12 protein-coding genes are annotated in these 13,665 nt (G+C 67.7%); 1 reads left to right on the top strand and 11 read right to left on the bottom strand.

The features are described 5' to 3' along the window. Positions 1–75: 75 nt before the first annotated feature. Genes smc through TX88_RS13690 form a run of 3 tightly spaced genes read right to left on the bottom strand, consistent with a single transcriptional unit; the run spans position 76 to position 4,402 of the window. A complete protein-coding gene (gene smc / locus TX88_RS13700) occupies positions 76–3,663 on the bottom strand; it encodes a chromosome segregation protein SMC (protein ID WP_044517504.1) in 3,588 nt (1,195 codons plus the stop codon). A gap of 26 nt (positions 3,664–3,689) precedes the next feature. Continuing rightward, positions 3,690–3,998, bottom strand: a complete 309-nt coding sequence (locus TX88_RS13695; RefSeq protein WP_044517503.1) for an acylphosphatase — start codon at positions 3,996–3,998, stop codon at positions 3,690–3,692. Beyond that, positions 3,995–4,402 (bottom strand): OsmC family protein, encoded by a 408-nt coding sequence (locus TX88_RS13690; RefSeq protein WP_044517502.1) that lies wholly within the window; start codon positions 4,400–4,402, stop codon positions 3,995–3,997. Before TX88_RS13690 ends, TX88_RS13695 begins: the two co-directional genes overlap by 4 nt. A gap of 138 nt (positions 4,403–4,540) precedes the next feature. On the opposite strand from TX88_RS13690, the gene TX88_RS33330 reads away from it, so the two are divergent. Next, positions 4,541–5,383 carry an Rv0361 family membrane protein gene (locus tag TX88_RS33330; protein WP_044517501.1) on the top strand — a complete coding sequence of 281 codons (843 nt, stop codon included), beginning with the start codon at positions 4,541–4,543 and terminating at the stop codon, positions 5,381–5,383. A gap of 10 nt (positions 5,384–5,393) precedes the next feature. On the opposite strand, the gene mutM is transcribed toward TX88_RS33330, so the two are convergent. The 8 genes from mutM to TX88_RS13645 all read right to left on the bottom strand — a co-directional run bounded on the left by mutM (position 5,394) and on the right by TX88_RS13645 (position 13,608). Beyond that, on the bottom strand, positions 5,394–6,260 hold the full coding sequence (mutM, locus tag TX88_RS13680) for a bifunctional DNA-formamidopyrimidine glycosylase/DNA-(apurinic or apyrimidinic site) lyase (protein WP_044517500.1): 867 nt from the start codon (positions 6,258–6,260) through the stop codon (positions 5,394–5,396). Positions 6,261–6,266: 6 nt separating this feature from the next. Further along, positions 6,267–6,968 (bottom strand): ribonuclease III, encoded by a 702-nt coding sequence (rnc, locus tag TX88_RS13675; protein ID WP_044517499.1) that lies wholly within the window; start codon positions 6,966–6,968, stop codon positions 6,267–6,269. After that, entirely contained in the window at positions 6,965–7,582 is a 618-nt protein-coding gene (locus TX88_RS13670) for a YceD family protein (RefSeq protein WP_044517498.1), read from the bottom strand. The genes rnc and TX88_RS13670 overlap by 4 nt, the downstream gene beginning before the upstream one ends. A gap of 67 nt (positions 7,583–7,649) precedes the next feature. Further along, positions 7,650–8,387, bottom strand: a complete 738-nt coding sequence (sepIVA, locus tag TX88_RS13665; RefSeq protein ID WP_044517497.1) for a cell division protein SepIVA — start codon at positions 8,385–8,387, stop codon at positions 7,650–7,652. Between the two features lie 110 nt (positions 8,388–8,497). Then, entirely contained in the window at positions 8,498–8,974 is a 477-nt protein-coding gene (gene coaD / locus TX88_RS13660) for a pantetheine-phosphate adenylyltransferase (RefSeq protein ID WP_044517496.1), read from the bottom strand. A 38-nt stretch (positions 8,975–9,012) separates the two neighbouring features. After that, complete coding sequence (rsmD, locus tag TX88_RS13655; RefSeq protein ID WP_084621900.1) at positions 9,013–9,567, bottom strand: 16S rRNA (guanine(966)-N(2))-methyltransferase RsmD; 555 nt, start codon at positions 9,565–9,567, stop codon at positions 9,013–9,015. Beyond that, on the bottom strand, positions 9,564–12,947 hold the full coding sequence (locus TX88_RS13650) for a pyruvate carboxylase (protein ID WP_044517494.1): 3,384 nt from the start codon (positions 12,945–12,947) through the stop codon (positions 9,564–9,566). The genes rsmD and TX88_RS13650 overlap by 4 nt, the downstream gene beginning before the upstream one ends. Before the next feature lie 34 nt (positions 12,948–12,981). Then, positions 12,982–13,608, bottom strand: coding sequence for a vitamin K epoxide reductase family protein (locus TX88_RS13645; RefSeq protein WP_044519382.1), 627 nt, complete (start codon positions 13,606–13,608; stop codon positions 12,982–12,984). Positions 13,609–13,665 lie beyond the last annotated feature (57 nt).

Genomic DNA, 13,665 nt, shown 5'->3' with positions numbered 1-13,665 from the left:
GACATCGGTCGAGCGTGGGGGTGAGACCCGGATCCGCGGGGGAATCCGGATCTCACCCCCACGCTCGGCACCCGATCAGCTCGGGTTGGCCGCCAGTTCCTGTCCCCGCATCCGCTGCGAGATCACCGTGGTGATGCCGTCACCGCGCATCGTCACACCGTAGAGCGCGTCGGCGACCTCCATGGTGGGCTTCTGGTGGGTGATCACGATCAGCTGGGACTTTTCCCGCAGCTGCTCGAACAGGCTGATCAACCGGCGCAGGTTCACATCGTCGAGCGCGGCCTCGACCTCGTCCATCACGTAGAACGGGGACGGGCGGGCCCGAAAGATCGCCACCAGCATGGCCACCGCCGTCAGGGACTTCTCGCCACCGGACAGCAGCGAGAGTCGCTTGATCTTCTTGCCCGGCGGCCTGGCCTCGACCTCGATGCCAGTGGTCAGCATGTCACTGGGGTTCGTCAGCAGCAGCCGGCCCTCGCCGCCGGGGAACAGCGTGGAAAACACCTGCTCGAACTCGCGCTCGACATCGACATATGCCTCGGTGAACACCTGCAGGATGCGCGTGTCGACATCGGCGATCACATCGAGCAGATCGGTGCGGGCGGCTTTGACGTCCTCAAGTTGCGTGGACAGGAAGTTGTAGCGCTCCTCCAGGGCGGCAAACTCTTCCAGCGCAAGCGGATTCACCCTACCCAACTCCGAGAGTTCGCGTTCGGCCTTCTTGGCCCGACGCTCCTGGGTCGGCCGGTCGAACGGCATCGGCGCGGGCGCCATGACCTGTTCGCCCCGCTCGCGCGCCTGCTCGTACTCCGCCATCTCCAGCTCGGTGGGCGGCAACGCGATCTGTGGGCCGTACTCGGCGATCAGATCGGCGGCAGGCATCCCGAACTGCTCCAGCACCTGCGCCTCGAGCTGCTCGATGCGAAGTGACGCTTGCGCTTTGGCCATCTCGTCGCGGTGCAACGCGTCGGTCAGCGCGGTGATCCTCGCGGTGAGTTCGGTGACCGTCTCGCGCACCTGGGACAGCGCGGTGGCCCGAATCTGACGCTCGGTGGCCAGCTCGTCACGCATCCGCGAGGCCACCGACACCACGGCGCTCAACCGCCCCGCCACAATGCGTCCCGCTTCGGACACCGCCGCGGCCACCCGCGCCGCATGTTCGCGCGCCTCCCGGGCCCGTTGCGCACGCGCCCGGGCCTCGCGCTCGGCGGCAGCGGCGCGGCGTAGTGAATCAGCCCGTCCGCGAACCGCATTCGCGCGTTCCTCGGCTGTGCGCACCGACAGCCGGGCCTCCACCTCGACCGAGCGCGCCGCCTCGGCGGCGGCCATCGAGGCCTGGCGGTCCACGGGCTCGGCCTCGAACGTCGGAAGCTGTTCGGCGTTGTGCAGCCGCGACTCGAGTTCGGTGAGTTCCTCGACCGTCTTGGTACGCCCGGCCTCGAGCTCGTCGCGCTGGCGGATCAGCCGCTGCCACTCGTCACCGGCGCCACGGGCATCCTGTCCCAGGCGGCCCAGCTGTTCGTAGATGGCCGAGATCGCGGCGTCGGATTCGTTGAGCGCGGCCATCGCCTCTTCGGCCGACTCCTGTCGGGCCGCCTGCTCGGTCAGCGCACCCGACAATGCGGCCGCCAGCTCACCGGTCTGCCGCTCGACGATCTCCAGTTCGTGTTTCGCCTTGTCGATCTCGGAACTGATCTCAAGGGTGGAGGGCTTGCGGTCGGACCCGCCACTGATCCAGCCGGCACCGACCAGATCACCGTCCGCGGTCACCGCGCGCAGGTCCGGGCGCGCCGACACCAGTTGCACCCCGGCGGGCAGATCGGTCACCACCGCCACCCCGGCCAGCATCGCGGTGATCGCGCCGCGCAACCGATCCGGGACGGTGACCACCTCGTTGGCCCAGATCGCACCGTCGGGAAGCGTGCCCGATGCTGCCGAGCCGTTGACCTTCCAGTCCCCCAGCAGCAGTGCGGCCCGCCCGCCGTCGGATTCCTTGAGCGCAGCCACGGCAGCGGCGGCAACACCGAAATCCTCGGCGGCCAACGCGTCGGCGGCAGCCCCCAGAACGGTGGCCACCGCCACCTCATGTCCCGGCTGCACTTTCAGGTATTCCCCGATGGTGCCGAAAAGCCCTGAGCCGCTGTGGTTCTTCTGCAACCAGGCAGCACCGTCGCGTCGGTCCAGGCTGACGGAGAGGGCCTCGATGCGGGCCCGCAGCGAGGCGACCTGCCGTTCGGCGGCACGTTCGGCCGACTGTAGTTCGGCCACCCGTTCATCGGCGATCCGCAGGGCTGCCACCGAGCGGTCGTGCTGCTCGTCCAGACCCACTTCCCCGGCATCGAGTTCACTGACCCGGCTCTGTACGGTCTCGAATTCGGCCCGTGTCAGTTGGGCTTTGGCGCCGGCTTCCTCGATGTTGACCGACATCCGCATGACCCCGTCGTCGATCGACTCGACCCGGGTGCGCATCGTGTCGACCTGCCCGGCCAACCGGGCCAGCCCCTCGCGACGGTCCGCCTCGGCCCGGGCCGCGGCCAGATGCGCCCGCTCGGCCTCCGCGGCGATCTGTTCACGTTCGGCCAGCTCGGCGCGGGCGCTCTCCAGGACGATGCGCGACTCTTCGAGCTCGCCCAGCAGCTCCATCTCGAGCTCGGCGACCTCGTCGGCCTCGGCTTCCAGCGCCTCGGGGTCCTGCCCGGTGGAGACCTCGGCCTCCGCCTCGAACGACTGAGCCCGGTCGGTCGCGATGCGCACGGTGGCGCTCACCCGTTCGGCCAGGGCCGAGGCCCGGAACCAGGTCTGTTGAGCGGCCTCGGCGCGCCGGGTCAGTTCGGCCACCGCGGCCTCGTGCGCCTGCAGTTCGACCGTCGACGTCTCCAGCCGGACCGTCGCCTCGTCGTGCTCGCGGCGCAGCGTGGTCTCGGCCTGGTTGGTGTTGTGGAACTCGACCTGCCTTCTCACCAGATCATCGGCGGCCAGGCGCAGGCGGGCGTCTCGCAGATCGGCCTGGATCGTCGCCGCGCGCCGCGCCATCTCGGCCTGGCGGCCCAGCGGTTTGAGCTGGCGGCGCAATTCGGTCGTCAGATCGGTCAGACGGGCCAGGTTCGCCGCCATCGAGTCGAGCTTGCGGACCGCCTTTTCCTTGCGTTTGCGGTGCTTGAGAACCCCGGCGGCCTCTTCGATGAAGGCGCGGCGATCCTCGGGACGCGACTCCAGGATCTCGGCGAGCTTGCCCTGGCCGACGATGACGTGCATCTCGCGGCCGATGCCGGAATCACTCAGCAGCTCTTGAACGTCCATCAGCCGGCAGCTGCTGCCGTTGATCTCGTATTCGCCTGCGCCGTCACGGAACACGCGGCGCGTGATCGACACCTCGGAGTACTCGATGGGCAGCGCGTTGTCGGAGTTGTCGATGGTCAGCGTCACCTCGGCGCGGCCCAGCGGCGCCCGCGAGGACGTACCGGCGAAGATGACGTCCTCCATCTTGCCGCCGCGCAGGGTCTTGGCGCCCTGCTCGCCCATCACCCAGGTGAGGGCGTCGACCACGTTCGATTTGCCCGACCCGTTGGGGCCGACGACGCAGGTGATGCCGGGTTCGAACCGCAGAGTCGTCGGCGAGGCGAAGGACTTGAAGCCCTTCAGCGTCAGACTCTTGAGGTGCACGGAGTCAAACCCTACCGCCGACTCGGCTACCGTTCGCTGAACCCCGCCATCGGGGCGTCGGCATCCGCCCAATCTGCGACGACGTTGTCCACCGACCCTGGGGTTTCACCGCTCTGCAGCAGCTCAAGCAATCGCTGACATTTCACGCGCGGTCCCTGCGCCACGACGTGCACCCGGCCGTCGGGCCGATTCGAAGCAAACCCGGTCAGACCGAGCTCCAGCGCCCGTGCCCGGGTCCACCACCGGAACCCCACGCCCTGCACATGACCGTGCACCCAGGCGCTCAGACGCACTTCGGCGTCGGGCCCGGTCGCGGGGAGTTCCGGGCCGGTCATCGAGTGGCGACCTCGAACTTCACCTCGGTGCCGGACTTGAGGGTGCGGCCCACCGTGCAGACCTGGTCGATGGCGCGCTCGACCACGGTCAACAGCCTGGCCACCTCGGACTCCGAAAGACCCGACAGGTCGATTTCGAGTTTCTCCTCCAGCAACGGGTAGCGCTCCTGCTCCCGGTCCGCCGGCCCGGACACCCTGATGGTCGCCGGGTAGTCGTCGCCCAGACGCCGGCGCAGTGGCTGATCGCTGGACATCCCGCTGCACGCTGCGAGGGCGATCTTCATCAGCTCACCCGGGGTGAACACGCCCTCGACGTCCTCACTGCCGACGAGTACCTCTGCGCCGCGTGAACTGCGCCCGACATACCGGCGCACGCCGGTGCGGTCAACCCAAAGTTCGGTCATGCGGTATTTCTACACGTCGCGACACACGGTTATTCCAGCGGTGATGGCCGCGCACCCTGCTCGGGGGCCCCAGTTCACCACAGCGGTGAACCATGCAGCGACGATAGACTCGGCAGACCGACTTCGCCGAGGAGCACCGTGACGTACCCGCCGAGCAATCCGCCCACCCCGCCATCAGGCTCCCCCGAGCCCTGGCAGCAGCAGTATCAGCCGGGCGGGCCTCAGGGATATCCGAACACCGGTGCCAACCCCGAGCAGCCCTATGGCTCGCCCTACGGAGCACCCCAGCAGCCCCAGCAGCCCTACGGCTCGCCTTACGGCGCACCTCAGCAGCCCGAGCAGCCTTACGGCTCGCCCTACGGCGCACCTCAGCAGCCCTACGGCGCGCCCCAGCAGCCCCAGTCTCCGTACGGAGCTCCGTACGGTGCGCCCCAGCCGCCCTACGGTTCGCCCTATGGAGCCCAACAGCCTTACGGCGCGCCGCAGCAGCCGTACGGCTATCCCGCTCCCCAGCCACCCAAGAGCGGCAACGGTAAGTGGCTCGCGATCGCCGGCGCGGTGCTGGCCGTGGTGATCCTGGTCGGCGGCGTCGCCATCTTCGCGTTGAGCGGCGATTCGAAGGACAGCCGCACCAATGCGGGGTCGTCACAGTCGTCCAGCGAGAGCGCGGCCGAGCAGGAGGTCCGGGATTTCCTCGATGAGGTGATGTCGAGCAGCAGCGACCTCAACGAAGCCCTGCCCTACTTCTGCCAGGCCGATCAGGACCTGTTCGACAAGATCGGCGGTCTGGATGCCATCGACATTCCGAAGACCACTGATTCCAGCGGGACGGCAGAGATCACCAAGATCACGGTGAACGGGAGCAAGGCCGTCGTCGACATCTCCAGCAGCGCGGGCCCCGGCAAGTTGTACCTGCGCAAGGAAAGCGGATCGTGGAAGATCTGCATGTCCGATATGCCGGGCATGCCCAGCATGCCGTGATCCGTCCGGGTCAGCCCCGGGGACGGGGCTGACATTTCGGGCAGTAGAACGACGATCGGTTCATGAACTTCTCGCGGCGCATCACCGCGCCGCACCGCCGGCACGGCTCCCCTTCGCGGCCGTAGGCGTCCAAAGACCGTTCGAAGTAACCGGATTCGCCGTTGACGTTCACATAGAGCGAATCGAATGACGTCCCGCCCTGGCTGAGCGCATCGGTCATCACCGCGGCGGCGGCATCGAGCACCTCGGCCAGCCGGCGGCGCGGCAGCAGCGCGGCGGTTCTGGCGCCGTTGACCTTGGTCCGCCACAGCGCCTCGTCGGCGTAGATGTTGCCGATACCGGACACCACGGTCTGGTCGAGCAACTGACGTTTGATCTCAGAGTGCTTGCGCCGCAACACGGTGACCACGCTGTCTCGATCGAACAGCGGGTCGAGCGGATCGCGTGCGATGTGAGCGACAGGCTCAGGCAATGCAGCGCCGTCGACCGTCACCAGATCGGCCAGCTGCCAGCCCCCGAACGTCCGTTGGTCCACGAAGCTCAGGGCCGTGCCGTCGTCGAGGAGCGCGGCGATCCGCAGATGCCGGTCGTCACGCAGCGGCCCCAACAGCATCTGGCCGCTCATCCCCAGATGCACCACCAGGGCATCGGTCGCGGCCTCGCTGCCGTCCTCCCCCAGCGTCAGCCAGAGATACTTGCCCCGGCGTCCGGTTCCGGTGATGCGGGCGCCGAGCAGTCGCGCGGTCAGATCGGCGGGACCGGCCTCGTGGCGGCGTACGGCACGCGGATGATGCACGCGTACCGCTGAAATCGTCTTGCCCGCAACATGTTCCTGCAACCCGCGGCGGACGACCTCTACCTCGGGCAGTTCGGGCATCGGTACTCACGCATTGTCGAGTGCGTTCCAGGCCGCGGCCGCCGCCTTGAGCTCGGCCTCTTTCTTGTTGCGCCCCACGCCCCTGCCGTATTCCACATCGGCCACCACCACCGACGCCGAGAATTCCTTGTCGTGGTCGGGCCCGGTGGAGGTCACCACATAGGTGGGTGCACCGAGGCCGCGGGAGGCGGTCAGCTCCTGCAGGCTGCTCTTCCAGTCCAGACCGGCGCCCAGCGTCGGGGCGGTGTCGAGCAGTTCACCGAACAGCCGCAGGATCACCTCGCGCGAAGTGGTCAGGCCATGCTGCAGATATATTGCGCCGAGCAGGGATTCGACGCCGTCGGCGAGAATGCTCGACTTGTCGGCACCGCCGGAGTTCTCCTCCCCCTTGCCCAGCAGCAGGTGACTGCCGAGACCGCCGTCGGTGAGCCCACGGCCGACATCGGCGAGAGCCTGGGTGTTGACGATGCTGGCCCGGAGCTTGGCCAGGTCACCCTCCGACCGTTCGGGGTGGCGGTGATAGAGCTCCTCGGTGATCGTCAACCCCAGCACCGCGTCGCCGAGAAACTCCAGCCGCTCGTTGGTCGGCAGGCCGCCGTTCTCGTAGGAGTAGCTGCGATGCGTCAACGCGATGGTGAGCAGTTCTGCGGGCAAGTCGACGCCGAGTACTTCGAGCAGCGCCGCATGCGAGTCGGTCGCGTCGGTCACTCGTCGCCGCCGGGGCGCTCGTCGTCGGGCATCATCGCCGCCAGCTTGGCCCAGCGGGGATCGATCTTGTCGTGGTGGTGCCCCGGCTCGGCGGTGGCCAGTGCGACACCGCAATCGGGGCACAGTCCCGGGCAGTCCGGACGGCACAGCGGCGAGAACGGCAACGCCAATCCGACAGCGTCGATGATCGGCTGTTCCAGGTTCACCGTGTCGGCATGACCGGAGGCGCCCACCCGGCCCATCTCGTCGGCCTCGGTCGTCTCGTCGGTGGTGCTGTCGGGGTACGCGTAGAGCTCGGTGAGGTCGATCTCGACGTCCCCGGTGAGTTCGGTCAGGCAGCGCGCACATTCGCCGACCGTGGGGGCCGATACGGTCCCACTGACCAGCACGCCCTCCGACACCGACTGCAGTTGCAGGTCGAGGTCGAGCGGTGCGCCCTTCTCGATGGCGACCAGCTCGGCGCCGATCCGCACCGGACTCGGCACCGTCTCCTGGTAGGCCAGGAACGAACCCGGGCGCCGGCCGAGTCGGGAGACATCGATCACCAGCGGCGATCGGGAATCAAAGCGCCTCTCAGGCCCTCCCCGTCCAGCTGATTTCGCATGCGTCGCCATGCATCGATCCTACGGCGGCGTCAGATCACGCCACGACGCAGTGCGCACCGACAACTGCGCAACGTCGTCAGCGGGTGGCGTAGTCGTGCGTGCCGGCGGTCGTGCGTAGCTGGTGACGTCCGCGGCCGACGGAGCGCAGCGTGCCGTTGAGGAAGTCCTCGAACTCGGCCAGTTTGCTGTCGACGTAGATGTCGCACTCGCCGCGAAGCCGGTCGGCCTCGGCGTGCGCCGCGTCGATGAGCCGGGTGGCCTCGGCGGTGGCGGTCGAGACGATCTCGGTCTGCGACACCAGGCGCTGCTGCTCCTTGATGCCCTCCTGCACGGCCTTCTCGTAGGAGATGTTGCCGTTTTCGGTCAGACGATCGGCTTCGGCCTTGGCGCGGCCCGTGGTCGCGTCGTACTCACGCTTCGCCGCGGTCGCGACCCGCGCCGCCTCCTCACGCGCCTCGCCGACCATGCGCTCACTGTGCTGACGGGCCTCGGCGACCATCCGGTCGGCCTGCGCCTTGGCGTCGGCCAGCAGTCGGTCGGCCTCACCCCTGGCGTGATTGATCATGCCGTCGGCGTCGGCATTGACCTTGGACATCACCGACTCGGAGTGTTCCTTGGCCTCGCGCAGCAGCGAATCACGCGCGTCGAGCACGTCCTGGGCATCGTCGAGCTCACCGGGGATCGCGTCCTTGATGTCATCGATCAGTTCGAGCACATCACCGCGCGGGACCACGCAACCGGCGGTCATCGGCACACCACGCGCCTCTTCGACGATCGCGCCGAGCTCGTCGAGCGCTTCAAAAACTCGGTACACGGCAAAACCCTCCAGGTCGTCGTTGTTAGTAACCAGTGTGCCTGGTGTTACGCCTGTGACTTGGGAGCACAATCGGTGTGTCGCCGCCGGACCATGCCCGGCAACCGGCGTCAGCCGTTCAGTTTGGCCTGCAACCTGCGGTTAACCGGCTCGGGAAGCAGCGCAGAAACGTCGCCGCCCAGGGAGGCGACCTCCTTGGCCAACGACGACGACACGAACGAATACTGCGGGGTGGTCGCGACGAAGAACGTGTCGACCCCGGCCACATGCTTGTTCATCTGAGCCATCTGCAGCTCGTATTCGAAGTCCGTACCGGTGCGCAGACCCTTGACGATCGCGGTCAGCCCGCGCGTCTTGACGAAATCGACCACCAGGCCCTGACCGGACTCGACCCGCAGATTCGGCAGGTGCGTGGTCGACTCGGCGATCATCGCCATGCGCTCGTCGAGATCGAACATGCCCTTCTTGTTGGGGTTCACCAGAACCGCCACCACGACCTCGTCGAACTGCGCAGCCGCACGCTCGAAGATGTCGACATGGCCAAGGGTCACCGGGTCGAAGGAGCCGGGGCATACCGCGCCACTCATGGGTGACGACGGTACAGGCCGCCGTATCGACGGATCCGCTAGCCCACTTCGGCGAGTTCGACGCGGGTATCGCCGTATCGCCGGGTACTCAGCTCATCCCAGCCCGCGGGCCAACTCGCCGGCCGGCTCGACGCGCGCCGCTCCACCAGCACGACGCTGCCGGCGGTCACCCACCCGGCGTCGGCCAACACCGTGAGCATCGCATCTACCGCAGCGTCGTCGAGGTCGTAGGGCGGGTCGGCGAACACCAGATCCACCGGCCGCGTGGTGCCCCCGGCCAACACCGTGTCCACACTGCCGCGGCGCACCGTGGCCCCGCGAACCCCCAGAGAGGCGATGTTCTCGGTGATGACGCCGGCCGCGCGCGCGTCGGCCTCGACAAAGGTCGCCGAGGTCGCACCACGCGAAAGCGCTTCCAGGCCAAGCGCTCCCGAACCGGCGTACAGATCCAGCACGGACAATCCCGCGAAATCCAGCCGCGCCGTCAGCGCGTTGAACACGGCCTCCCTGACCCGATCGGAGGTGGGTCGGGTGCCGCTGCGGGGCACCGCAATCCGCCGCCCGCCGAGCGCACCGGCGATGATGCGGGTCAGCTCACTACCACCAGCAGGTCGCCACCCTCGACCTGTGCGGTGGCAGCCACCGCGACACGTTCGACGGTCCCGGCCTTGGGGGCCGTGATAGCGGCTTCCATCTTCATCGCCTCGATGGTGGCGATGGTCGCGCCCGCCTCCACGGTGTCGCCCGCGGCGACACCGACGGTGACCACACCCGCGAACGGGGCCGCGACATGATTCGGGTTGTTGCGGTCAGCTTTCTCCGCCGCCGGGACCTCACTGGCGATGCTGCGGTCACGCACCGTGATCGGACGCAGCTGCCCGTTGAGAATGCACATCACCGTGCGCATCCCGCGCTCGTCGGCGTCGGAGATCGCCTCAAGACCGATCAGCAACTGCACACCGCGCTCGAGCTCGACGCGATGCTCCTCGCCGTAGCGCAGCCCGTAGAAGAACTGGTTGGCACTCAGGCTCGAAGTGTCGCCGTAGGTTTCGCGGTGCGCCTCGAACTCCTTGGTCGGCGCCGGGAACAGCAACCGGTTCAATGCCGCCTGACGCTTGGGCCCGGGCGCCGCCAGCAGCGCCTCGTCCTCGACCGAGAGCTCCTGGACCGGCTTGGCCGGTTCCCTGCCCTCAAGCGCCTTGGTGCGCAACGGTTCCGGCCATCCGCCAGGAGGATCACCGAGTTCGCCACGCAGGAACCCGATCACGCTGTCGGGGATGTCGTAGCGGGCCGGATCGGCGGCGAACTCCTGCGCGCTGACCCCGGCACCCACCAGCGCCAGCGCCAGATCCCCGACCACCTTGCTCGACGGGGTCACCTTGACCAGCCGGCCCAGTACCCGATCGGCCGCGGCGTAGTTGGTCTCGATCTCCTCGAACCGGTCCCCCAGCCCCAGGGCGATGGCCTGCTGGCGCAGGTTGCTCAACTGCCCGCCGGGGATCTCGTGGGTGTACACCCGCCCGGTCGGGGCAGGCAGTCCCGATTCGAACGGCGCGTAGACCTTGCGCAACGCCTCCCAGTAGGGCTCGAGATCGCAGACCGCGTCCAGCGACAGCCCGGTGTCGTACTCGGTGTGCGCGGCGGCGGCCACGATCGAGGACAACGCAGGCTGACTGGTGGTGCCGGCCAACGGGGCCGCAGCACCGTCCACCGCCGACGCCCCGGCCTGCCACGCCGCCAGGTACGTCGCCAGCTGCCCACCCGGAGTGTCATGGGTGTGCACATGCACCGGCAGGTCGAACCGCGACCGCAACGCCGAGACCAGCGTGTGCGCCGAGTGCGGACGCAACAACCCGGCCATGTCCTTGATCGCGAGCACGTGCGCACCCGCATCGACGATCTGCTCGGCCAGCTTCAGGTAGTAGTCCAGCGTGTACAGGTTCTCGCTGGGGTTGCTGAGGTCCCCGGTGTAGGACATCGCCACTTCGGCGATCGCCGTGCCCGTCTCGCGGACCGCATCGATCGCCGGACGCATCGACTCGACGTTGTTGAGCGCGTCGAAGATCCGGAAGATATCAATGCCGGTGCGGGTTGCCTCGTCCACGAAGGCCGAGGTCACCAATTCCGGATACGGCGTGTATCCCACGGTATTGCGGCCCCGCAGCAACATCTGCAGACAGATGTTGGGGACCGCCTCCCGCAGGGCGGCCAGCCGCTCCCACGGATCTTCCTTCAAGAACCGAAGCGCCACATCGTAAGTCGCGCCACCCCAGCACTCGATGGACAGCAGCTGCGGCATCGTCCGGGCCACATACGGCGCCACCTTGAGCAGGCCGGTGGACCGCAACCGGGTGGCCAACAGTGACTGGTGCGCATCACGGAACGTCGTGTCGGTGACCCCGACCGCCTTGCTGTCCCGCATCCACCGCGCGAAACCTTCGGGCCCCAGCTCGACCAGGCGTTGCTTGGAGCCCGGCGCCGGCACCGACGACAGATCCAGCGCAGGCAGTTTGTCCTGCGGATACACTTCGGTCGGCCGTTCCCCGTTCGGCTTGTTCACGGTGATATCGGCCAGGTAGTTCAAGATCTTGGTGCCGCGATCGGCAGGGGTGTGCGCGGTCAGCAACTGCGGGCGGTCGTCGATGAACGAGGTGGTGACCCGTCCGGCACGGAAATCCGGGTCCTCGATCACGGCCTGCAGGAACGGGATGTTCGTCGACACACCGCGGATGCGGAACTCGGCCAGGGCACGGCGGGCCCGTGAGACGGCCGTGGAGAAGTCCCGTCCGCGACAGGTCAGCTTGACCAGCATCGAGTCGAAGTGCGCGGAGATCTCCGCACCCAGGTTGGATCCGCCGTCCAGGCGGATACCGGCGCCACCGGGTGATCGGTAGGCGGTGATCCGGCCGGTGTCCGGACGGAATCCGTTGGCCGGGTCCTCGGTCGTGATCCGGCACTGCATGGCCGCCCCGCGAATGACCAGCGAGTCCTGGCTCAAACCCAGATCGGCCAGGCTCTCCCCGGCCGCGATCCGCAACTGTGAGCCCACCAGGTCCACATCGGTGATCTCCTCGGTCACCGTGTGCTCCACCTGGATCCGTGGATTGCACTCGATGAACACGTGATGACCACGCTCGTCGAGCAGGAACTCGATGGTGCCCGCGCAGCTGTACCCGATCTGGCGGGCCAGGGCCACCGCATCCGCGCAAATCTGTTCGCGCAGAGCAGGATCCAGATTCGGCGCGGGTGCCAGCTCGATCACCTTCTGGTGCCGCCGCTGCACGCTGCAATCCCGCTCGAACAGGTGCATCACGTTGCCCTGCGTATCGGCGAGGATCTGCACCTCGATGTGGCGCGGGTTGATGACGGCCTGCTCCAGGTACACCTCGGGGTCGCCGAACGCCGACTCCGCCTCGCGCGAAGCCGCCTCCACCGCCTCGGGCAGCGCCTCCGGGTCGGTGACGCGGCGCATTCCGCGCCCACCACCACCGGACACCGCCTTGACGAACAGCGGGAACGTCATATCCCGTGCGGCAGCGACCAATTCGTCCACCGACGACGACGGCGCCGAGGATGCCAGCACGGGCAGTCCCGCTGCCTTCGCCGCCGCGATCGCCCGCGCCTTGTTGCCGGTCAGTTCCAGAACGTGCGCCGAGGGCCCCACAAAGGTGATTCCGGCTTCCGCACAGGCCGAGGCCAGTTCCGGATTCTCCGACAAGAAGCCGTAACCCGGATACACCGCATCCGCGCCGGAATGCCTGGCGACCCTGATGATCTCGTCCACCGATAGGTACGCCCGTACCGGATGGCCGATCTCGCCGATCTGATACGACTCATCGGCCTTCAGGCGGTGCAGCGAATTGCGATCCTCGTACGGATACACCGCCACCGTTGCGATGCCCATCTCATAGGCAGCACGGAATGCACGGATCGCGATCTCGCCACGATTGGCGACTAACAGCTTGGAAATCACGGGTAGACCTAACCGACAAGTTATTTCGGAAGTGTTACAGCAGCGTTGACCAGTATTCCCAGAAACGCACCAAGATCAACAGCACAAGTGAGGTGAACCAGAGCGCCACCAGCGACCACCGCCACTGATAGATCGCGCGGGCAACCCCGTTGGTGTGCAGCGGCCGAAGCGCGATGGAGCTCGTCACCACGAGCAGCGGGATGGTCACCGACCACACCACCATGCAGTACGGGCACAGGGCGCCGATGCGGTAGAGGCTCTGGAAGATCAGCCAGTGCACCATGACGGCACCGAGCAGGGTTCCGGCCGCAAACCCGGACCAGTACCACCGGGGCAGCCGAACACCCGCCACGGCCAGCACACCGGTGACCAGGGTGACCGTGAAGGCGACCACCCCGATCAGCGAGTTGGGGAATCCGAAGGCCGATGCCTGCCAGGTCGTCATCACCGACCCACAGGAGATGACCGGGTTGATGCTGCAGGTCGGAACGTAGGACGGATCGATCAGCAGCTCGATCTTCTCGACCGTCAGCGCCAACGCGGCGGCCAGACCGAGGACACCGGCAATCAGGATCCAGACCGCCCCGGCCTTGCCGACGGCCACTCCCGGGGCCTTCTCGGTCCCCGACTCGTCTAGCTCGGACGCGGCGGTGTCGGTCATGGCTGCGCCGGTGCCGGGGCCGCAGGTGCGGCCGGCGCTGCGGGAGCGGGCGCGGCC

It is taken from the genome of Mycolicibacterium septicum DSM 44393, assembly GCF_000455325.1.
Classification (GTDB): Bacteria; Actinomycetota; Actinomycetes; order Mycobacteriales; family Mycobacteriaceae; genus Mycobacterium; species Mycobacterium septicum.
The sequence above is the reverse complement of the archived record's forward strand: the minus strand, read 5'-3'. Positions and strand labels throughout refer to the sequence as shown.

Excerpts from the sequence above, each read along its gene's own strand:
- TX88_RS13695 (WP_044517503.1), bottom strand. The coding sequence starts at position 3,998 with ATGACCGGCCCGGAACTCCCCGCGACCGGGCCCGACGCCGAAGTGCGT.
- TX88_RS13690 (WP_044517502.1), bottom strand. The coding sequence starts at position 4,402 with ATGACCGAACTTTGGGTTGACCGCACCGGCGTGCGCCGGTATGTCGGG.
- mutM (WP_044517500.1), bottom strand. The coding sequence starts at position 6,260 with ATGCCCGAACTGCCCGAGGTAGAGGTCGTCCGCCGCGGGTTGCAGGAA.
- TX88_RS13670 (WP_044517498.1), bottom strand. The coding sequence starts at position 7,582 with ATGGCGACGCATGCGAAATCAGCTGGACGGGGAGGGCCTGAGAGGCGC.
- coaD (WP_044517496.1), bottom strand. The coding sequence starts at position 8,974 with ATGAGTGGCGCGGTATGCCCCGGCTCCTTCGACCCGGTGACCCTTGGC.
- TX88_RS13645 (WP_044519382.1), bottom strand. The coding sequence starts at position 13,608 with ATGACCGACACCGCCGCGTCCGAGCTAGACGAGTCGGGGACCGAGAAG.